Source organism: Marinospirillum sp. (genome assembly GCF_035271045.1).
Taxonomy (GTDB): Bacteria; Pseudomonadota; Gammaproteobacteria; order Pseudomonadales; family Halomonadaceae; genus Marinospirillum.
Genome location: NZ_DATESC010000017.1, coordinates 62,401 through 83,599 on the forward strand (window position 1 = coordinate 62,401; position 21,199 = coordinate 83,599).

General features: G+C 40.7%; 16 protein-coding genes. 5 read left to right on the forward strand and 11 right to left on the reverse strand.

Annotated elements, in window-relative coordinates; translation table 11 throughout:
• The 3 genes from VJY63_RS07145 to VJY63_RS07155 are packed head-to-tail and all read left to right on the forward strand — an operon-like array spanning position 1 to position 7,364.
• On the forward strand, positions 1 to 3,423 hold the full coding sequence (locus tag VJY63_RS07145) for a hypothetical protein (protein ID WP_324049433.1): 3,423 nt from the start codon (positions 1 to 3) through the stop codon (positions 3,421 to 3,423).
• A gap of 25 nt (positions 3,424 to 3,448) precedes the next feature.
• Positions 3,449 to 3,736: a hypothetical protein gene (locus tag VJY63_RS07150; RefSeq protein WP_324049436.1), complete on the forward strand. Its 288-nt coding sequence runs from the start codon at positions 3,449 to 3,451 to the stop codon at positions 3,734 to 3,736.
• A gap of 25 nt (positions 3,737 to 3,761) precedes the next feature.
• Positions 3,762 to 7,364, forward strand: coding sequence for a hypothetical protein (locus tag VJY63_RS07155; protein WP_324049437.1), 3,603 nt, complete (start codon positions 3,762 to 3,764; stop codon positions 7,362 to 7,364).
• On the opposite strand, the gene VJY63_RS07160 is transcribed toward VJY63_RS07155, so the two are convergent.
• The 11 genes from VJY63_RS07160 to VJY63_RS07210 form a co-directional block, all read right to left on the reverse strand.
• Positions 7,273 to 7,725 carry a hypothetical protein gene (locus VJY63_RS07160; RefSeq protein WP_324049439.1) on the reverse strand — a complete coding sequence of 151 codons (453 nt, stop codon included), beginning with the start codon at positions 7,723 to 7,725 and terminating at the stop codon, positions 7,273 to 7,275. The genes VJY63_RS07155 and VJY63_RS07160 overlap by 92 nt on opposite strands.
• Entirely contained in the window at positions 7,722 to 8,249 is a 528-nt protein-coding gene (locus VJY63_RS07165) for a chemotaxis protein CheW (protein WP_324049441.1), read from the reverse strand. The genes VJY63_RS07160 and VJY63_RS07165 overlap by 4 nt, the downstream gene beginning before the upstream one ends.
• A complete protein-coding gene (locus VJY63_RS07170) occupies positions 8,246 to 9,934 on the reverse strand; it encodes a diguanylate cyclase (protein ID WP_324049443.1) in 1,689 nt (562 codons plus the stop codon). The genes VJY63_RS07165 and VJY63_RS07170 overlap by 4 nt, the downstream gene beginning before the upstream one ends.
• Before the next feature lie 33 nt (positions 9,935 to 9,967).
• A complete protein-coding gene (locus VJY63_RS07175) occupies positions 9,968 to 10,330 on the reverse strand; it encodes a response regulator (RefSeq protein WP_324049445.1) in 363 nt (120 codons plus the stop codon).
• A 42-nt stretch (positions 10,331 to 10,372) separates the two neighbouring features.
• The gene (locus VJY63_RS07180) at positions 10,373 to 12,526 is read right to left on the reverse strand and encodes a hybrid sensor histidine kinase/response regulator (RefSeq protein WP_324049446.1); all 2,154 of its coding nucleotides are present in this window, start codon (positions 12,524 to 12,526) and stop codon (positions 10,373 to 10,375) included.
• Positions 12,527 to 12,535: 9 nt separating this feature from the next.
• Positions 12,536 to 13,804 (reverse strand): CheR family methyltransferase, encoded by a 1,269-nt coding sequence (locus tag VJY63_RS07185; RefSeq protein ID WP_324049504.1) that lies wholly within the window; start codon positions 13,802 to 13,804, stop codon positions 12,536 to 12,538.
• Positions 13,805 to 13,987 carry a hypothetical protein gene (locus VJY63_RS07190; protein WP_324049448.1) on the reverse strand — a complete coding sequence of 61 codons (183 nt, stop codon included), beginning with the start codon at positions 13,985 to 13,987 and terminating at the stop codon, positions 13,805 to 13,807.
• Positions 13,984 to 15,099: a chemotaxis-specific protein-glutamate methyltransferase CheB gene (gene cheB / locus VJY63_RS07195; protein WP_324049450.1), complete on the reverse strand. Its 1,116-nt coding sequence runs from the start codon at positions 15,097 to 15,099 to the stop codon at positions 13,984 to 13,986. The genes VJY63_RS07190 and cheB overlap by 4 nt, the downstream gene beginning before the upstream one ends.
• A gap of 47 nt (positions 15,100 to 15,146) precedes the next feature.
• Positions 15,147 to 16,487 carry a methyl-accepting chemotaxis protein gene (locus VJY63_RS07200; protein WP_324049451.1) on the reverse strand — a complete coding sequence of 447 codons (1,341 nt, stop codon included), beginning with the start codon at positions 16,485 to 16,487 and terminating at the stop codon, positions 15,147 to 15,149.
• Positions 16,408 to 17,082, reverse strand: a complete 675-nt coding sequence (locus VJY63_RS07205) for a hypothetical protein (protein ID WP_324049453.1) — start codon at positions 17,080 to 17,082, stop codon at positions 16,408 to 16,410. The genes VJY63_RS07200 and VJY63_RS07205 overlap by 80 nt, the downstream gene beginning before the upstream one ends.
• Before the next feature lie 242 nt (positions 17,083 to 17,324).
• Entirely contained in the window at positions 17,325 to 19,268 is a 1,944-nt protein-coding gene (locus tag VJY63_RS07210; protein ID WP_324049454.1) for a methyl-accepting chemotaxis protein, read from the reverse strand.
• Positions 19,269 to 19,445: 177 nt separating this feature from the next.
• Between VJY63_RS07210 and VJY63_RS07215 the strand changes: the two genes are divergently transcribed.
• Together VJY63_RS07215 and VJY63_RS07220 are read left to right on the forward strand one after the other, a co-directional pair.
• Complete coding sequence (locus VJY63_RS07215; RefSeq protein WP_324049456.1) at positions 19,446 to 20,294, forward strand: hypothetical protein; 849 nt, start codon at positions 19,446 to 19,448, stop codon at positions 20,292 to 20,294.
• Positions 20,295 to 20,532: 238 nt separating this feature from the next.
• Complete coding sequence (locus VJY63_RS07220) at positions 20,533 to 21,147, forward strand: GGDEF domain-containing protein (protein WP_324049458.1); 615 nt, start codon at positions 20,533 to 20,535, stop codon at positions 21,145 to 21,147.
• Positions 21,148 to 21,199 lie beyond the last annotated feature (52 nt).

Genomic DNA, 21,199 nt, shown 5'->3' on the forward strand with positions numbered 1-21,199 from the left:
ATGCCTCAGGAAACGCCAGTAACCACCGATAAAAAAGCGGTGAAGCCAAAGAAGTTTTTTTTAAAACAGCCCCGTTTTTGGGTAATTAGCTTTTTGGTGCTTTTATCTTTGCCACTTATTGCCGTTGCTGGGGTTTACTTTGCGCTTAAATCATCACTGATTGAAACCTATGTTTGGCCTAGATTACAACCCATGATTGCGGAACAAACCGGCTTTCAAATTGAATTAAAACAAGTGCGAATTGACTTGCTGCGTTCTGTTTATTTAAAAGGCATTCAAGTTAGTCAAATTACTGATGCGTCTAACACTTTTACACCGGCTCATTGTGAAGGATTTAACCTAACACTGGGTGAAGTTGAGCTTAATTTTTCTGCATTGGATCTTTTAGATAAACACCTACAGATCAACAAATTGGCTTTAACCGATTTTAATGCCACGGGCTGTTTACTACTGGACTTAAATGTAAAAACAGCAGCCGTTATTGAAGAAGAAACACCAGCGTTAGACCTAAATGCTCTGATTACACAAGTAACAGCATTATTAGACGCGCCGCCGATTGCTTTAAATTTAAATGAATTGTCGTTAAATAACTTTAGGGTTGATGTGCAAGTAAAAGAGCGTCAGCAGCAACTTTTGGCAAGTTGGCAAGGCAAGCTTGATTTTTTTGCTAAAACTACTTGGAAAGATAACGGTATATTTGTTGAATTAAAGACCCAGCTAACGTCGGCTAAACCGCTGCAATTTGCGATTAATCAAGCGCCCGCTTTACAGCTTGATTTAACCACCCAGCCTAATTTTAGTTTTAACCTGCTAACCGAGCTAACCAAACCGCAAGGTGTATGGCAATTTAAACTTGCACCAGTAAAAACGCAGTTTAGTTTGGTGGATACGCGGCTTCAATTAGTGCAGCCAAAACAAGCGATTAGCCTTAATTTACCTAGCTATAACCTAGATCTAACATCAGCAATTAACTTGCCTAACGTGTTAGAAGGTAAGCTAGACATTGCTGTTAATTTAGAGCAACAACTCACCGGCTTAAACCTAGTGTTGAGTGAAAGCTTGGATGAACAGAACTTAAATAAACAGACCTTCAAGCTAGCCAAGCTAAATCTACGATTAAACAGCCATAACCAGCCAGATAACACATCTGGCAAAAGTCCTACCCATTTAACTCACTTAGGTAAAATTCTGGCAAATTTACAATTAAGCATTCAACAGCTAGACACAGCTTTTTCATTCCAGCCCATTGATGTTGAACAAAGTTTACAGCTAAGTTTAGCGCAAAATCTTTCTAACCTTGAACTTAGCGCCCTAAGCCAAGTGAATCAGCTTAAATTAATGGAACTAAGCCTGCTGCTGAATAATCAGTCACGTAAATTAAGCTTACAACCTAAACTATTGCTAAATCTACCCACCAGCCTAGCCACTATTTTTACTGAACCTAGCTTAAAACAACTACCCGGCGACTTGCAGTTAACGCTGAATGCCAATACTCAACTTAACCATTCGGCCAATAACTTACTAGAAGCTGATTTTGGACAACTCACAGGCTTTGTAGAGCAATCGTTAGACCTAACAATTAGCCAGCAATTGCCCACTACTGAGTTAAAAATTGTGCAGCCGCTGCTGATAAAACTGCAAGCCAGCAGCGCTTTTCCTGAATTACAGCCTGAAGTGCGTTTAAGCCTGAGTTCTGAAGCATTGCAACACCCGCCATTATTACAACCGCTGCCTGTTCAATTAGATATAGCCGCCCAGTTAGACCGTGGTTTCAAAGCGCTAAAGTTACAACTTGAATTACTGCTCGACCATCAGCCCTTAGCAAAACTAGACTTACAAGCCACCGATCAACCGCAGCAACTTAACTTGAGTGCTTTATTTGATTTGTCGTTAAACCCCAACCTAGAAAAGTTTTTAGCCGACTTACAGCCATTGGTTGAATTTGGCAAGTTAACAATTGGGCAACAGTTTCAGTTACAACTTAATCACCCAGAAAATGATGTGTTAGCCCTTGCTGCCAGCGATTTAGATTTAAACTCATTACAAGCGCAGCTTAAACACGGTTTACAGCTAACACACACACCCGCAAAAACAGCAGTAATTCGCTTAACTCAGCCATTAAAACTAACCCAAACTTTAAACTGGCAAGCGGCAAAATTCAGTTTACAAGGCGACTACCACTTTGCCGAATTAGACGTACCTGAAGTATTAACCGCCAAAGACTTAAACATTCTTTTAGACGTTACCGCAGCATCAGGGCTAGCACCTGAACACTTTACTTGGCAATTAACCACTAATGCGAAGCAATTAACCTTGCAAGAAGCGCTAAAGCTGCTTGAAGAACCGCAAGCGTTAGAAGTAAGCCAGTTACTGCCGCTGCATACCCAAGGCGATATTAGCTTTAATGCTGCTAACCAAGCGCTGACCATTCAGCAGTTTTCTTTACAGCTAGGCGACTGGTTTAAACAGCAGTTAAGCGGTGAAGTGGCATTGGCAGACTTAAATAAGCCCAACTTACAACTCACAGGTAATACTTACGTTGCGCCACAAAACCATTTAGCGCCGTTTTTAGATTTAACCACTTCTGGCAGTTTAAACCTGCCTTGGCAAGTGATTATAAATAATGGTGAACAACTATCCTTACAAGCCCAGTTAGCATTTAATAATTTCTCTTTAGCACAAAAAGATTTAAGCCTAGAAGGTTTACAAGGCATTATTGCCATTAACGAAGAACTGCGCTTAAACCCAGATAACCAACTTAGCTTTTTTTACTTGCTAACATCTGAAGCCTTTCAACGTGTCGACTTTAATCAGATAGAACCTTATTTAACTGATAATACGGGCTTTACTTTGGCTAAATTAAAATTGGGTGATCTTGAGATAGGTCCTTTACAAGCCACTTTTAACGTTAGGCAAAATTTAATTGAACTCCCACAGTTTGGCTTAAAATTATTAGCCGGTGATTTAACAGGGCAGTTTTATTTAGATGTAACACCTAAAGCATGGCGTTTAGGCCTGCTTAGCCGCATTACTCAGCTTGATTTAAGGCGATTACTGCCTCAACAAGTTACCAGCGATTACGCACCGATTAGCGCCCGCACCGCGCTTGAATTTGATTTTAACCAGCGGCTATTAGCTGGGCGCATGGACATTACCGACATTACCCGCAGCCAGTTATTGCAGCTATTAGAACTGGTTGACCCTGAATACTTAGATCCACAAATTAATACCGTGCGTTCAGCACTGCGCCTTGCTCATCCGCAGTGGATTAGTGCCGTTATGCAAAACGGTTTAATGGATTTAACCTTTAGTTTATCGCTATTTAATGAACCTTTACACGCTCACGGCCTACCACTTAGCCCCATTATCGAACGCTTTGGCGAAGAAGCCTTGTTATTGCCTGACCAGCTACCTTTAAAGTAAAACTTTATTATTTTGGAGTAAAACCATGTTATTACGTTTGTTTACCATTTGTTTACTAAGCCTTGCTATGACGGGCTGTTCTGGCTTGCTAAACAACCTTGTTCCCGATGTGTACTTGGTTGACCGTCACACGCTGATGGAGGCTGATGCTGCCGGTGAATGGCCAGAGTTAGACGCACGGTTACGCCAACAAGCCATCAAAGAGGGTTCTGAACCCTATGCAGGGATTAACGAGCAACTGGATGAACAAACAGGATTTCGTGCTTTAAATGCTGAATACGCACTGCCTGACGCGAATCAACCGCTCAAATAACAACGAAGGAAGGAAGTTAGCCTGTATGTTTAATAAAAAACACTTTTCCTTAGCGCTGTTACTAAGCGTGATTACTGGACAAACCAGTCCGTTATCAGCAGCCAATACAGCCAACGTTGACTGGCGCAATAACCGCGTTTTACCCCTAGAAAAAGTCACCGTTGGGCCAACCGACAACTACCAAGCAGTGGTTGATACTAACAAGCAAGTGGTTATTTATACACGTCACCAAAACCTCTTATCTAACTTGGTTAAACAAGCCTTCGCAACAGGCATTAGCAGCCACTTATTACCTGATGATTACGACAGCAAAGAACCCGCTTTATCGCCTGATGCCAGCCAGTTAGCCTTTACTTTATTTCGATTTGATGCGCTGGGCGATGTGTGTTTATTACCTTTAGCTGAAGAAAAAAATCAATCGCAGCAAGTGAACTGCATCACTCAAAAAGGCAGTCGGGAATGGCAACCTTTTTGGGTGAATCAACAACAGCTGGGTTATTTAAGGCGTGGTTTTAGCCAAACAAGTACCGAACTGGTGCTACATTCTTTAACCGATAATACGCAACAGCCAGTGGTTAGTGGACAAATTTCAGCGCCAGCCGCCAGCCCCGATGGTCAATGGTTAATTTATCACCGTGAAGGCGATGCCATTAAGCTAAACAAGGCTGCTAAACCCAGCGGGTTGTATTTTTATAACCTAGTTAAACAACAAGAGCTTGGCCCTGTTCAACTAGATTTATCGGGCAATAGTAGTTTTGCGCGTTTTGATTCACAACAGCAGTTTATTTACTTTAGTCACTATTTAAACGACACCAATAACGATCAAAAAATTGATGCTCAAGATCACAGTGTGTTGTTTCGTTTACCTTTAAAGCAAGCACTGGATACCAGCCAAAAACACCTACCTGAACAACTCACCTCAGTGGCACAAAACTGTAGTTTTCCGGCGTTAACGCATGAACAGGTTTACATGACTTGCGCGTTTGAAGGCTCGTTAGATACTTATCGGGTGCCACTAACAGGGCAAGTACCGGCTCAATGGCAAGCCACAGAAATAAACCTAGCCCATGCCCAAGCCAGTAGTTATGAAGAGCGCCTGCTGCTATTAAACACCCTGCGCTACCGTCAAAAAATTAACCAACAATCAGCCAATAGCCCTGAGTTTTTAGAGCGCCTACTGAGTAATCACCTAGCTTTAAATGAGTTTACGGCGGCTGGTTATTACGTTGAACAGCTGATTCAAGCGTATCAACTACAACCTGATTTAACCGAGTTTTTCCAAAATCTAGCAATATTATTGCAACTGCAAGCTAAGCAGCGTTTGCAACCGCAAGGCTTGTTGACTGCTAGCTTTCGTCAGCAATTACAAGAACAACAACAAGCGTTAGCGGCCAACACCCGCAACCCAGAAAACAAAGCGCTTTTTAACGCTTGGATTAGCTATTTATTAGCCGAACCACAAACCGCTAAGCGGGCATTAGCACAAGCTAACGCGAATAACCTGCACCCATTACACGTTTATTTACAGCTAACGTTAGCAAACCAGTTATTAACAAATGACCCAGTAGCGCTAGAAAAACTGTTGGCTAAAGCGCTAGTTATTAATAAGCCAGCGATTAACAAAATGCCCGCTGAAGCACGGCTGTTTTATGCGTTTCAGTGGCTTAAACAATTAAGTCATCCTAATTTGGCACTAAGCACAGCACAGCAACAGCAACGCTTACAAACAATGGCCGACAGCACTCAAGATGAGCGCGTCAAAATTTTGTTATTAAACGAAGTGGATTTATTACAATTAATTGCTGCGACTGAATTAAACGAAGAACGCCGTTATTTTACCAGTATTAGTAAGCGCCTTGCCCCTGCTAAAGATGATGCACAGCTGCGACGTTTAGCGCATTTAAGAGCTATTCAGTTAACTGGCTTAGCCGAAAAATACAACTTTATGGAACTCATATCACGCCATTGGTTAACGCACACTCAAATCAGTGATCCAGGCTTTGCACAAACCGCTGAATACTACGGCAGCATTAACCTTAGCCGCGCTTATGGTAGTTTGCAGCAACAAGAGAACATGACCGCGCTGAATACTTTTTATACACTGATTAGGCAAACCGCTGACCCTGAAGCCATTTATCAGCTAATTTATATCGGCTTACAATTAGACAACAGCCTAAAGCCACGTATGGAACTTTTGCTTAACCAATTAATGGCTGAAGGATTAATTGCTAGTAATGATGCCGTTGCCATCACCACACTTGAATTACTACAAAATCCTAACATTGAAACCCAGCGTTTAGAGGAACTGGCTGCTGAACTGCAAACCTACCAAGCCAAGGGGTTAAACCGTGGTGCTGCGGACTTACTAACGGGTAGCCTCTATCACCGTTTGTTGCTAAAGACACAAGTTGGTTATAGCCACAACAAGCATTATTATCAGCAAGCGCATTACCATTATATGTTGGGCCTAGATTTAGCATGGAACAACCCCAGAAGCCAAGCCGCGCTTTTAAATAATTTAGGGCAATTACATTTAAGTGTGCGTAATTATGGCCTAGCCAGTGAATTTTTTACCTTACGTTTACAACGGCCTTTTGTAACAGTGGAAGAACAGTTATTAACGCATTGGCAACTGGCTCAAAGTTTGTTTTATAGCAATCGGTTAAATACAGCATCACAGCAAACCGAACTGGCGCTGACGCTAAGCCAGCAAACGGGTAAAAGCGATCAGTTAATGGCTTTAGAAAAAGCCGGTTTTTATGCGCTGCAAGCAGAAAACTTCTTACTTGCAAAAAAGCATTATCAAACGCTATTACAAACGAAAGCGTTAAATGGCTTAAATCTAACCAAAGCCAATTTTAGCCTTGCTTATATAAACTTTAAACTGGGTCAGTCAGCGCCAGCCGAAGCCGGTTTTAAACAAGTATTGCAGCAATTACCTAGTCTAAACGCTGGACCTTTTAAACAAGGTGAACCGCCCCGCTTTTCGCCTCAGCGATTAAGCTTACAAAGCTATGGTTTTTTAGCACAAATCGCTAAAACGCCGGAGGAAAAACTTAACTGGCTAGAAAAGCGTATTCAGTTATTGACTGAATTAAAGATTGAAGATTTAAGGTATGGTTTTGATGAAGCGAATCGTTTAAGCCAGTTGATTCAAGCTCAGTTGCAAGCGGCGGTTCTACTTGAACAATTACAACGCCCAGAACAGCTTGCCAAACAAATGCAAACCAATCTTGCTAGCCTTGAAGATTGGCAAAAAAATGGCGGCAGCGTGACTAGCCAACCAGTGCTGCAAAGTGTTTATAACTATTTAGTATTGGCGATGAGTCATCCTACGGCTTTTGCTAAAGCGCCTAAATCGCTGGATAAGCTATTAAAAACCATTCATAACGAATGGGTTGTAGCGCCTGTAACACCCGATTATAACCAAGCACAGCAGCTTAAACTAAGCCTGTTAGAAGCCGGTTATAGGTTTGGGTTACAGCAACAAACATCGCAAGGCTTGGCGACTGAAATACACGTGCTACAAGAAGGTGCTAATTGGCGGGGCTTGGCAGAGACTCGACCTGATTTGCATCAGGCGCTACAAGCGTTAGCAGCGGGCTTGCTAGATTTAACAAAACCCTAGCATCTAACAAACTTACTAGCTGTTGCTGATACCAAGCAACGGCTTGTAAGGCTTTAAACTCGCGGCTGGCTTGTAATAAAGGTGGCAACGCATGAATTTGCTCAACAGGCATTTCAATCAATTCAGCCGCAGCGCTAATGCCTAACAACCAACGCCCTTGTGAACCGGCTAAACGTAACCAATGGTGTGATAAAGAAGATAAAGAAGCCTGCGCTGCTAGGTTTAATAATTGGCTAAAATCTAATACACGCGTTTCAGCGTCTAAAAGCCCCGCCTTGCCTTGCCCCACAACATAAGCTGCTTCTAAAGCAAACCAGTGCTTATCTTGGTGAAACATTACTAAAGGCAGTTGCTTAATCATTCGGCTTTACTCTGCCCTTTTAACCAATTCAAAAATACTGCATCTAGGTCTAATAAAGTAACCGGCAACCCATTAAAAACCAATAAACTGGTTACAAAAGGTTGCAGGTATTCCGGTAACGAAGGCGGTGGTGGTTGTAGTTGGCTAGTCGGCACATCAACAACATCCAGTAATTGATCAACTCTTAAACCACTGTGCATAGCATTAGTTTTACCTAATAAAATAGAAGAAGCAGTAGCCGTCGCACGATTCACCACAGCACTTAGTTGCAGTAATTCATAGAGACTAATCACTGATTCAATATCACCGCGTATATTCATTACGCCTTCAACGGATGCTGGCATAGCCGGTAAAAAATACACTTTCGTATCACCAGGTATCACTTCTTTTATCACAGCACCATAAAAAGCAAAATACTGATCTGCCAGCCTAAAAATCACTAATTTAACCACGGGTTCATCAACATCAATAATGCTTTGCTGATTAGTTTTTTGCGCCGTTAAGAGTTGATCTAATTGACTCATACCTTATCCTTACCAACAACCACTTGGTTACGCCCTTGATTTTTGGCTTGATAAAGCGCTTCATCAGCTGCCATACGTAAGTCTTCAGGTCGGTTATAATCAGGATAAAAACTAACGCCTGCACTAAAAGTCACGTTAAACTGACGATTACCCGCATTAAAGATAATTTTTGAAAAATCTTCACGCAGCTCGTTAACCAATGCTTCTGCTTTTTCAGGCGTTAAATTTTTAAGCAGCAGCGCAAACTCTTCACCACCATAACGGCCAATAATATCAGTGGTTCTTAAACGGTGTTTTAGTAAACGCGCAATAGCAACAATGACCTGATCGCCTGCCATATGGCCGTAAGTATCGTTAACGGTTTTAAACTTATCTAAGTCCAACATAACTACTGCTAACGTTTCTTTTTGGCGTATTGCGTGGGCTAAAGAAGTACTCATCATTTCAGTGGTGGTCGTGTGATTATACAAACCTGTCAAACTGTCTTTGGCCATTAAACCGCGCAAAGTACGCATACGCTCAGCACGCAAAGCCACAGAAGCAACTAAGTCTTCTGGAACAACCGGCTTGGTAATAAAGCCTTCTACACCAACTTGCATGGCTTTAAACTGTTTTTTACGATTGGTTTCACTGGATAAAAACACAATCGGTAAACCTACATACTCGGGTACTTGGCGAATAATAGCCGCGACTTCAACCCCATCGCAATTAGGCATATACATATCGGCTAAAACTAAATCTGGATTAAAACCCCTTAACGCATCAAGCACTAGCTCAGGCTTATGAATTTGTTGCACCAACATCCCTGCCTTTTCTAAAATAAGGCTGTGGTATTCCGCCACTTCAGATTCATCATCAAGCACCAAAATACGAAAAGGTTCTTCTTGTTTATCGCACACTAAATCATCAATCGCAGCAGCGAGTTCCAAAGGTTTAGCAGGCTTAATAAAATAAGCTGAGCAGCCAGCCCTTACCGCACTTAAACGTGCTTCAAAATCTTCACGCCCCGACAACACGATGGAAGGCAGGTGTTGTCCGTTAATCCCTTTTAAGCTTGCCAACTCATCAGTACCTGCTGTCTTACCTTGTGGAAAAAAAACATCCATGACCACTGCATCGGGGCGTTTTTTTAATACCGCCTGATGAAATGCACTGGTTTCAGTAAAGTGCTCTATCTGATAACCAAAACAGCGCAATTGACAGGCTAAATGATCGACCTGTTCTAATTCATCGTCACAAATATAAACCAATGGACTGTGACTAGAAGAGCGCATGGCTACTGTTTCTTCTACATCAAAAAAAGGTGCATCTAAAACACAATCATTTTTCAAATCACTGTAAGCAAGAATCTGTACCTGTGCTGCTACTTGATGCATTAAACTAATCAGCGTATCTGGCCAATCAGAAGGTGTACAATCAGCAGGTAAATCCATGAACTGTTGTGTATACGCTTCCGCTTTGTCTGCCGCATTGGCTAAATCAATAAAACCAAATGATTTACCCGTGCCTTTTAGACTATGAAAAGCACGGTGCAGCTCAACAGCCAGCACACGATTCATTTCTGGATCAGATCTTAATAAGTTAAAATGCTGTTGAGCTTGCGCTAATCGCTTCGGTAGCTGCTCTACAAAACTTGCCCTTAAACGCGCTATTTTTTCTTGTAACGATGGCTTTTTGCTACTCATATTTGAATACTCCCAACCCGAAAATGGGCTTAATCAACTAGCGATTACCATAACGTTACTAATTGCAGCAGGTAAGGTTTCTTCCATACTAAAATCTTTCATAATACAAGCGTTTATCGTTGGTGCTTGCGCCCAAGCCGCTTTAGGATCATCGCCTGTTAATAAAATAAACGGTAACTGGCTACCTTGGCTTTGTAGCTCTTGATAAAGATCGACACCGCTCATAAAAGGCATATTCATATCGCTAACAACTAGCGCTATACCAGCTTCTTGACCTAATAGCGCCAACGCATCAATCGCATTTTCTGTTTGAAATACTTGATGACCTTCATCTTCTAAAACAGCAGCGATCATTTCGCTGGCTAAAGCATCATCATCAACAACTAAAATTTGCATAGTATCCTCATAAATATGTCACTTATTATTGCTTGAGTTAATCTAATCAAGCAAAATTTTCAAGGTGTCGACCAAGCTATTCTGGTCAAAACTGCCTTTAACAATATAGGCATCGGCACCTACTTCTATACCACGCCGTCGATCACTTTCTTTTTCACGAGAAGTAATAATGATAATGGGTATATTTTTATAAGCCGCTTCTTCACGCAAACAAGCCGTTAAAGTGAATCCATCCATAATCGGCATTTCGACATCGGTTAATACCGCATCAAATACTTCGGCGCGGGCTTTATCTAAACCCTCTTGCCCATGTTCAGCTAAAGTTACTTGATAACCCCAAGCTTCTAAAACATCCCGTTCAATTTCACGAGTATTTAACGAATCATCGACTACCAAAATATGCTTGCGTACTTGCTCATCAACACTAGTTGTATGACTAGTAACTAAACCTCTTAGTTGACGCGCTTTATCTAATAAATAAGGAACATGTATCAGGCTTACCAAAGCATTATCACCGGCTGTCACCATACCAGAAATCAATGCATTACCTTGTAAATGTTCAGGTAACTGCTTAATCACCAAGTCACGCTCATCTAACAGCGCATCAATAATAAGCGCTAGTTTTTCAGTATGTACGCAGATAACCAACAAGATTAAATCTTTATTTTTAGACTGTAATGATTTTTTAGCCTGATTAAGCATTACAGGTAAAGTAATTAAATCGGTTAACTTTACCACTGGTACAAACTCATTGCGAATAATAACTGCGCTGCGATCAACAACCTTAATTAAAGAAGTTTCTGGCACACTAACAAGCTCGGCAATGTATTGGGCAGTAAAACCAAGTTCATAACCAGCAGCACGAATTAGCAGCACGCGCATTTTAGCCAAAGAAAGTGGCAAACGCAGCGTAAAGCAAGTGCCTTGATCAGGCTTGGTTTGTAGACTAATCACTCCTTGCAACTCATCAATAATGGCGCGCTTAACCACATCCATACCAACGCCACGCCCTGATACTTCAGTAATCATGCTGCTGGTAGAAAAACCGGGTAGAAAAATTAAGTCCATGATCGTTTGCTGACTCATTTCGGCTAACTCAGCCGTAGTTACCAATCCCTTTTTTAAAGCTTTATCACGAATTGCTTCTAAGGATAATCCTGCCCCATCATCACTAATATCAAGCAATACCCAGCCAGCATCTTGACGCGCGGTAATCTGCACTAAACCTTGTGGTGGCTTGCCTTTTTTCTGGCGCTCAGCCGGTGTTTCAATACCGTGATCTAACGCATTACGCAGTAGGTGAATGACCGGATCTGCAAGCTGGTCGATCATTTGTCGATCCAGCTCAATCTCACTGCCTTGAATACGGCACTCGACTTGCTTGTCGAGTGAACGTGCCATTTCCCGCACCAAACGTGCTGCAGAATCTAAAACAATGCCCAGCGGTAACATACGCATTTGTAGTGTTTTATCGTGTAGCTCTTGCATAAGACGATCTTGTGCCTGCACCGTTTCACGAATGTTGTATGAAAACTGCTGCATCGCCGCTAAATTAGGTTGATTATTTTCAACCTGCTGTTCTAACTGACGCGCTGTGATGGCTAACTCACGCATACCCGCATGATTAGAAACCAATTCACCCATCAACTTTATTAATTCTTCTAGCTTATTTAACTTAATACGAACCGTATCCGAGGCTTTTAAACTGGGTTTATTAAGGCTGGATTGCGTAGCCTTCTTTGTTGACTTATCAACAACAAGGTTATCAACAGTGGTAGCAGCAGGTGCTTTCTTCAATAATTCAGGGTTTTCTGCTACAGCAGTTAAATGCTTACAAAAATCTGATTGCGGCGACGTTAATTCAGCAACTTGTCCCACTTCAGCTAAAGCATCCACTTGATCGGTTAGCGTATCAACCCCTTGGTAAAGCAAGCGACTGACCGCTGGGGTTAGAGTCAAACGCTTATCACGCAGCGCACTTAATACATCTTCTAAGCTATGCGCGATTTGGGTAATTGGGCCCAGCTTTAGCATCCTTGAAGAGCCTTTTAACGTATGTGCAGAACGAAATAAACCATTAATATTTTCTGCATCATACTGCTGCTCTAACTCAGCCAAACCCAATGCTAAGCGTCCTAAATGGTCTTTAGCTTCTTCAATAAAACGTACAATGAATTTTTTAATATCTAAAGCCATGCCTACCTCTTAATGACTAGCTAACACTTGTAAGTGACGTTGACTAAGAAAGATAACGGGTGCAGCGGGTAAAGGTAACGGAATCCATTGTGTACCATCACCCACGTCAGGATTAGCCGTCAGTATGCGTAATACCGTTTGATAAGACCTAATGGCGGCTTGGGGTTGTTGTTCTTGACGGTAAATATCAGCCAAATAATAATGCGCCGACCAGCATTCAGGGTAGGTGTAAACTGCTTTTTTGAACCACTGAATAGCTTCATCCATCTGCTGCTGCCACTTACAACTTAAACCGTTCATTAACATCACATCAATCGACCAAGCATCAACAGCAAAAGCTTGGTTAAGTAAAAATTTCGCCTGTTCAAAATTTTGATTATTTAACACCAGCCAACTTTTTAATAAACGTGCAGCTTGCTGTTCTTGACCTGCTGCCAATAATTGATCTAACTGGTATAAAGCACGCGCTTGCTGACCGTCTATCACCCATTGCTGAATAGTTTTTATATCAACTAATGGTAAGCACGTTGAACTAGCGATTGGCACAGGCAAAGCCGTAAAATTTACTGCTGCAGGAGCAGTTGTTGCAACAGTTTCAATAAACTCACTGGGCGACTTGACGACTTTGGATAACTCGCTTGAACGGTAAACCTGACCTTTAACAAAATAATACTGATTTTGCTGCTCAACTAATTCAAAAACACCCAAGTCATTACCCAAAGTTTCTGAACTGCCTAAAAGCAATATCGCATTAGTATTCATTAAATTATAAAATTTATTTTGAATTAATCGGCGGGTTTCTAAATCAAAATAAATCGACACATTACGAAAAAAAATAATGTCATAATCACTCAAGTGCTGAGGTAATACAGGCGCTAATAAATTTAAATGGTGAAAAGTAACCTGCTGGCGAATGTCAGAAATTAACTGGTAGCGATAATTTTGTAGTTTAAAATAACGTTTACGCAGCGCAGGATCAACGCCACGAAAAGAGAACGCTGAATACAATCCTTGCTGGGCTTTTTTTAAAATATTGTAATCTAAATCGCCCGCATCAATGCGTATTAACTTAGCTGCTGCTTCACCTAACGCTTCGCGCAGGGCAATCGCTAAACTGTAAGGTTCTTCACCTGAAGAGCAGCCAGCACTTAAAATGCGTAGGGGTGTTGTAGGTGATTTTATTGCCTGTATTTGAGGAACTAAATAATCAACGACTAACTGAATTTGTTCAGGTTCACGAAAGAAATACGTTTCGTTTACGGTTAACTGATTAATCAGCTAATTAAAAGCATCACTGTTTTGACTAATCAACTGCCGATAATCAGCCAAGCTAGCACAAGCAGTTTCAATCATGTTGCTTTGCACGGCTTTACTTAACCGTTCACTGGCGATGCCTTCTAATAACAAGCCACAATGCTGATAAACCATTGCTTTAATAGCAGCTAACTCACTCACGCTCATAAACAGCCCTGTTGCAAACTAGCTAAATACGTTACGGGTTTAAGCTGCACAATTTTCAACATCGCATTGGCTAGTTGACTTAAAGGCAATTCAAGGTGGACAACACCGGCCTTGACTGTTTCACCATTCATACCATAAATAACCGAACTGGCTTCATCTTGTGCTAGGGTAAGACCCTGCCGCTTATGAATTTCAGTCATACCTAACACACCATCGCGCCCCATACCTGTCATGATAATACCCACGGCATTTTTACCATAAACTTGTGCAACAGAAGCCAACATTTCATCACAACTCGGATGATAAATGTCACTATCAACACGCGCTTTAAGCTTCACCCGAAAATCAGGTGTTAGCGTCAGGTGCTGTTCAGAAGGCGATAAATAAATAGTTCCCACCACAAGTAACTCACCCTCTTCAGCTACTTTAACAGGCAAACAACATAAGCCAGATAACCAGTGCGCCATCCCTTCAATAAAACCATTGCTAATGTGTTGAGCAATCACGATAGGTGCAGCAAAATTAGCAGGTAATGCCGACAACAGATAAGCCAAGGCTTGCGGGCCGCCGGTAGAGGTAGCAATGGCAAAAATAGGTGAATCAACGCATTTAATAGGGCTAGCAATAATCGGACGAGCAATAATTGAACGCAGCACAACAGTCTTAGTGTTAGGCTCAACCGTTGGGTTCATTTGCTTGCAAGACTGTAAACGTGTAATCACTGGCACACCCGATAAAAGTCGAACTTTATCCACCAGTAATTGCATTTCTTCAAGGTTAAAACTGGGCTTAATAATCACATCTAAAGCACCATGATCTAACGCTTGGTAAGCTAACTCTGCATCCGTCTCACTGCTGATAACTAAAATAGGCACAGCCTTGTGGTGCATAATAAAATCTATCGCCTCAATGCCACTCATCACTGGCATATTAAGATCCATCGTAACTAGATTAGGGCGCAGCGCCTGCACCAAAGTAATCGCTTCTTTACCATTAGTTGCTTCTGCGACAACTTCAATATCCTCTTGCTCTTCTAAAATCTCACGCAGCATGGCACGCGCAACACTGCTGTCATCAACAATTAACACTCTAATTTTATTGGTTAATAGCATTTTTCAACCCTGAATTAATTTCTTAACCATCTTATTTGCTAACTAGTTTAATATTTTTCACCTAATGCTTGTTGATTAAATGCTTTCACCAAATCACTTAAATCATTAGCCATTTCAATCATCGCCTCACTCACCCCTGTTATATTACGCACCGACTGAGCATTGTGGCTACTGGCATTGGCAATATCGTGCAGGGCAACAACCACTTGATTACTGGCTATTTTTTGTTGCTTGGTGGACAGCGAAATTTGCTGTGCAGCGTTGCTTGTACGGCTAGCCGCTTTAACTAAAGCATTTAAGTCTTGAGCTGTTTCTGAACTGACTTGCATACCCAATTGAATCGAGCCAGCACCTTTTTCAGACGTAATGACTAAACGATTGATCGAATCTTGGATTTCTTGAATGCGGTCTTCTATTTCATGGGTCGAATCGGTCACGCTGTCGGCTAAACGACGAATCTCGCTGGCAACCACTGAAAAACGCTTACCCGATTCGCCGGCACTAGACGCTTCTAATGCCGCATTAAAAGCAATTAACTTGGTTTGGTCTGCAAGGGTATTAATTAAATCCATAACCTTGCTAATTTCTTTAGATTTACTACCTAGCTGCATAATCTCTTGTAGGCTGCTAGCGCTGTCTTGGTGAATATCGGCCATGCGTAGTTGTAAATGCTGCATGGCTTCCGCACCTTTTTTACTGCTGTCTAAGGCTAAATTAGCCACATCAACAACCGACTGGGAATGGTCGGCAATTTGTGTAGAAGAAGCCGATAATTCTTCCATGGTTGAAGTGATTTCTGCCACTGACGACGACATTTGCTCAACCGCTGCCGCCATCGACTGACTCACTTCTTGTTGTTTATTCGTATTACGACCCACTAAACCTGCCGTTTTCGCTAAGCGGCCTGCCGTTGCCGTTAAGGTTTTAGAACTGCCTAACACGCCGCTAATCGCCCACTCTAAACGCTCTAACAAACTATTGGTTTTGTCCGCCAAGTCACCTAACTCTGCTTTATCTGACGTGGTTAAGCGCTTTGAAAGGTCTAAGGTGTGAGTAATAACGCTTAACTCTTGTTGAAAATGAACCAAGGGACGACTTAAAGAAGTGGCTAGAGGATAAAAGAATACCAAGCTAACCAATAAAAGCAGGCCACCCACCAATAAAGAAAAGTACAATTGCTTGATGATAGGGTTCATAAACTCACTCAGGGGCACTTCAACAACAAGGTAACGCTGTAAATCTTCAAGCCAAATAACACCAACAAACAATGATTGCCCTTGGTAGGTTACCTGCTTAACCTGTTGTTCTTTATTTTTTAATAAAGACTGTCTCTGGTGTGGCGGTAAGGTTAGTAATAATTGAACTTGCTGAACTAACTTCCACAACACCTTCTTCACTAGCCAAGGATGCTCGTCCTTGATTGCCTAAACGATAATTACTGATTAACTTGGCTAGTTGGGTCATATCTAAACCCACGCCAGCAACAATTAAAGGTTCACCTAATCGATTAAATTTATTACCACTATAATTCACAAACATTTGCAGTTGTTGGCTAGTAAACTCATTATGATCTAAGTTAAGTTCGTAAGGTTTTAAGCTATATAAATAATCAAAATACCAAGTATGTTCAGTATGGTTTTCTATTATTTCGGCAGTATTTAAATTAGCGGCGAAGTGGTGGTAAACCATTTGATTACCATCATTGGCTACAAAAAAAACTGAGGCTAAATTTAACTGTTGAAAAGCTAATGACATTTCATTGCTAATACTGGCTAACTCTGTTTCTGGCATCCCTTTTTCTATCCAGCGCTCAATAAAAGTATTATTGGCTAGGCTACGTGACAAATACAGGCTAGGTGCTAATTCTAAGGCAACTTCAGCACCTAGGTGAGCTAGTTGGGCAGGAAGCTCATGTTCTATAAGGCCTTCAATACGGCTTTGTTTGTAAAGACTTGATTGCACCACCAATGACAAAATTGTCATTAAGGTAAAAATTACGCCAAAAGAAAGAAATAGCCGCAAACGCAAAGACAACTTTGTCCAAAAGAGCTGCATAGTAAAGCCTTTAAAAAGGGGGGGTAAACGTGCAGATAAAACTAGTTTCTATAGCCTAATAAAGCAAGCTAAACTTAAAAACGAAGCAAACAGCCTAAGTTTTCTTGATTATCAGGTACTAACCTACAAGTAGCAGGTCAATACCTGAAGCAAGTTTTCTAAGACACGCTTTATAGCTTGAACTTATTCACCAAAGTTTTTAAAGCCTCAGCACGCTTAACCAAAGCTTGGTTAACGCTTTGTGTTTGTTCAGTGGAGCTGCTGCTTTCTGTCGCTAAGTCATTAATTCGTACCATACTTTGGCTAATTTCTGCAGCAACACTACTTTGTTCGCGAGCGGCCTGAGCTATCTGTAAACCGTGATCTCTAACCAAAGCAACACTTAAACTAATGCTATTCAGTGCTTCACCTGCTGCTGCTGCTTGATTAACGCAAGCTTCTGCCTGCTGTGTACCCTGATTAATAACTGTTGAAACATCAATTGCTGCGGCCTGAACTTCAGCAATAATACGATCAATTTCACCCGTGGCTTGCTGAGTACGACTAGCAAGTTGACGTACTTCATCAGCAACCACAGCAAAGCCTCGACCATGCTCACCCGCACGCGCCGCTTCGATGGCAGCATTTAACGCCAATAAATTCGTTTGTTCAGCAACAGCAGAAATGGTTTCAATAACTTTACCGATATTTTCACTACCCGTGTTTAAACGCTGAATAACCGACAACATACTATTCATTTGCTGCGATAAATCATTAATAGCTTTAATAGTGTTTGAAACAACGCCTTGCCCTGCGGCTGTTTGTGCTTGAGCTTTTTCAGTGGCACTTAAAGTCGCATCAGCGTGCTCGGCCATTTCTACTGAAGAGGCCGCCATTTGATTACTTGCAGAAGCCACTTGGTCTGTTTCAGCTAATTGAGCATTGGCTAGATGGCGGCTTTGCTGGCTATTTTCTAGCATTTGATCTGCTGAAGTAGCTAAGTCATTAGCTGTTTCGGTGACTTCACCAATCACTTCAGCAAGGGTGTGGGTGTGCTGATTAAACGCATTAAATAAACTACCTAATTCATCTTTATATTTATCACTTAGACGTATAGTTAAATCATTTTCCATACTTTTAAGACGTTTAATACTGCGTGCAATAGGCTTAACAACACTACGCTGCACTTGCCAAGTAATAATGCTACCCATACCTAAAATTAATACTGCTAGTAAACCCATAAATAGCCAAACCGCACCCGTTGCCATCGCAACTTGCTTACTAATAACTTTTGATGATTCACCCAATAAGTGCATCCCAATAACTTGCCCTCTATCATTTAATATAGGCAATTGTGTAGCAAACCAATCAGTAGCTAATTGCGATTCAACTTGCTTAAAATTATTTAAATCAATTAAACTAGCAAAATCTCTCGCATATTGATTAAACCAATTATTATTAGCTAATAAATACTCACCAATAGTATTGTTTTTAGAAATACTTGATGATTCGTTAAGGCTTTTATTAAATAATATGATATAAGCTTGGTCATCAGCCTCAAAATCACGGCTAACACTACCCACACCTTGCAATACCTCTAAACTACCTAAATACTGACCGTCATAGAAAATAGGCGCAAGACCACGTACCGCAAAACCAGCCTGATCTATTTCGTCTGATATAGTGAAAGGACGTTTTTCAGCCATTATTTTTTTGATGGATGCTCTAAACAATAAATCATCACCATAAACATTAGGACTCCAGTTACGCAACCAAGAGCGCCCTTCTGCGGTGTGAATTTGAATCCTTAAACCACGATAATTAGTGCTGTCTGCAAAAATTTTAATGATTTTATTAATAACATCCAATGCTTCTTCACGCACATCAGCATAAATATACTCTTTAATTAATTGATTATTTGCTAACATAACCGCCAAACCCAAACCAAACTCTTCCTTTGCTTTAAGGCGCTCATTTAAAACAACTTTAAGACTATTACTACGTTCTTGCATAACTTTTTCAATAAGTGTATTTCTATAATCTAGAATATACAGCAATCCAAAAATCAAAAAAGCACCACCCGACAGAACGATGATAGCGAGTAGTCTTTGCCGAAGCGTTAACGAGTTAAACACTTAATTCTGCTTGAATTAACTTTAGTGAAGCTTGTTTTATTGGCTGAAGTAAAAGGATACACAAATAGACTAAAACTTTCATTCTGTAAAATTAGTGTATTCATGCTAATATCAGCAGTTGTCAACACCTTTAATCTGATCTTTCTAATAAACAGTCAATATTCTAAGGAGGATTTTTTGCAATCCACTCCCTCATCGCAGAACTCAGTAAACAGTGATGGTAAAAAAATGGAGGCAAAGCAGCTTATCTTAAAACGCTTCATGCTTTTTTTATTATTCTTTACAACGGTTTTTCTTGTTATTAGCCTCCCCGTTTTTTTTCAATACCAAAACAGCTTGCAAGAACGGCTTTTAGCACAAGAAGAAGCCTCGGTTGTTTCTGCTACACAAATGATTCAAAAAGAAATGTATGAACAACTACATCTACTTGACTTAATCGTTCAATCTTATGCATTAAATAAATATTTAAACGAAGGCACTTTAAAACAAAAAATACACTTAGAAGAATCACTTAAAAACATATCAACAACCTACCATCGTTTTGATCAAATCCGATTACTTGATAATTCTGGACTAGAAATCATGCGTGTTAATCTAGTTGATAATAAAGGGCAGCTGGTCGCTGAAAGCGATTTACAAAATAAATCATCACGCTATTATTTCAAAGCTGCCCAAAAAATGCCTGTGGGTCAAGTTTATGTTTCTACACTTGATTTAAACATTGAGCACGACCGTATAGAAATACCTTATAAACCCACCTTACGTTTTACAACACCATTAAAAGATGCTGATGGTAATCGCATAGGTGCATTAGTTATTAACTACCTAGCCAAAGGTATGCTAGTACGCTTTCGCCAATTAATGACACAAAGAATAGATCAGCAGGGTATGGGCTATTGGCTTAGCAACCATGAACGCGGCAATGAATGGGGTGCTGATCTAGGCAAACCAGAACACAAATTTGAAACCTTATACCCTAAAGCTTGGCCAGTTATTAGTGCAAAGTTATTAGTGCAAAGTTATTAGTGCAAATAAGTCAGGTATCTTTCAGTCAGATAACGGTATATTTCGTTACCACAGTATTGAGCCTCTTAACTTCTTAGATAATCAACCCGCTCATTTTAATACTGCCCACCAGTCATTAATTTCACAAGAATCCTATGAAAACACTAACTGGAAGCTTGTTATATTTATACCGTATGAATTAATTAATACCCAATCTTTTTTATACCAGCCTTTAGGTAAAATACTAATAATTATTTTTATGACACTTATTGTATGCATTGCTATCCTAAGTGCTATTTTTAGTGTTCAGAGGCAAGTTCGCCAACAAGAACAGCAACAAAATCTAGCGATTCTAGAAAAACAAGCCAATAAAGATATGCTAACTGGCATTAATAATCGTCGGTATTTTTACGAGCAAGGTGAATTAGAAATTAAACGAGCGGTGCGCCATAAAACGCCTTTAGCTTTATTAATGCTAGATGCCGACCACTTTAAAAAAGTTAACGATACTTATGGCCATGCCGCCGGTGATTTAGTGCTTAAAGACCTAACCAAAACAGTCTTACGCAAGATTGACTTATTCGGCAGAATAGGTGGTGAAGAGTTTGCGGTACTTCTACCTAATACTCATACAAACCAAGCCCTTGAAATCGCTGAACGTTTGAGAGTAAAACTCGCAAAACAACAAGTACCTTTACCTAAAAATGGGCATATTCACTACACAGTATCCATTGGTTTAATCATGCTAACACCTGAAAGAAAACAGCTAGATAAACTCTTCCAAAAAGCCGATATTGCCCTTTATAAAGCAAAAGAACAGGGTCGTAATTGCGTTGTTGTTTACAATAAAGCGTTAGAAGAAAAATTGGACTAATCATTCAAGCAGTTCACTGATGCAGTAAACCCAAAAAATCGCTAAGATAGAC

Excerpts from the sequence above, each read along its gene's own strand:
- VJY63_RS07145 (WP_324049433.1), top strand. The coding sequence starts at position 1 with ATGCCTCAGGAAACGCCAGTAACCACCGATAAAAAAGCGGTGAAGCCA.
- VJY63_RS07150 (WP_324049436.1), top strand. The coding sequence starts at position 3,449 with ATGTTATTACGTTTGTTTACCATTTGTTTACTAAGCCTTGCTATGACG.
- VJY63_RS07155 (WP_324049437.1), top strand. The coding sequence starts at position 3,762 with ATGTTTAATAAAAAACACTTTTCCTTAGCGCTGTTACTAAGCGTGATT.
- VJY63_RS07160 (WP_324049439.1), bottom strand. The coding sequence starts at position 7,725 with ATGATTAAGCAACTGCCTTTAGTAATGTTTCACCAAGATAAGCACTGG.
- VJY63_RS07165 (WP_324049441.1), bottom strand. The coding sequence starts at position 8,249 with ATGAGTCAATTAGATCAACTCTTAACGGCGCAAAAAACTAATCAGCAA.
- VJY63_RS07170 (WP_324049443.1), bottom strand. The coding sequence starts at position 9,934 with ATGAGTAGCAAAAAGCCATCGTTACAAGAAAAAATAGCGCGTTTAAGG.
- VJY63_RS07175 (WP_324049445.1), bottom strand. The coding sequence starts at position 10,330 with ATGCAAATTTTAGTTGTTGATGATGATGCTTTAGCCAGCGAAATGATC.
- VJY63_RS07180 (WP_324049446.1), bottom strand. The coding sequence starts at position 12,526 with ATGGCTTTAGATATTAAAAAATTCATTGTACGTTTTATTGAAGAAGCT.
- VJY63_RS07190 (WP_324049448.1), bottom strand. The coding sequence starts at position 13,987 with ATGAGCGTGAGTGAGTTAGCTGCTATTAAAGCAATGGTTTATCAGCAT.
- cheB (WP_324049450.1), bottom strand. The coding sequence starts at position 15,099 with ATGCTATTAACCAATAAAATTAGAGTGTTAATTGTTGATGACAGCAGT.
- VJY63_RS07205 (WP_324049453.1), bottom strand. The coding sequence starts at position 17,082 with ATGACAATTTTGTCATTGGTGGTGCAATCAAGTCTTTACAAACAAAGC.
- VJY63_RS07220 (WP_324049458.1), top strand. The coding sequence starts at position 20,533 with ATGACACTTATTGTATGCATTGCTATCCTAAGTGCTATTTTTAGTGTT.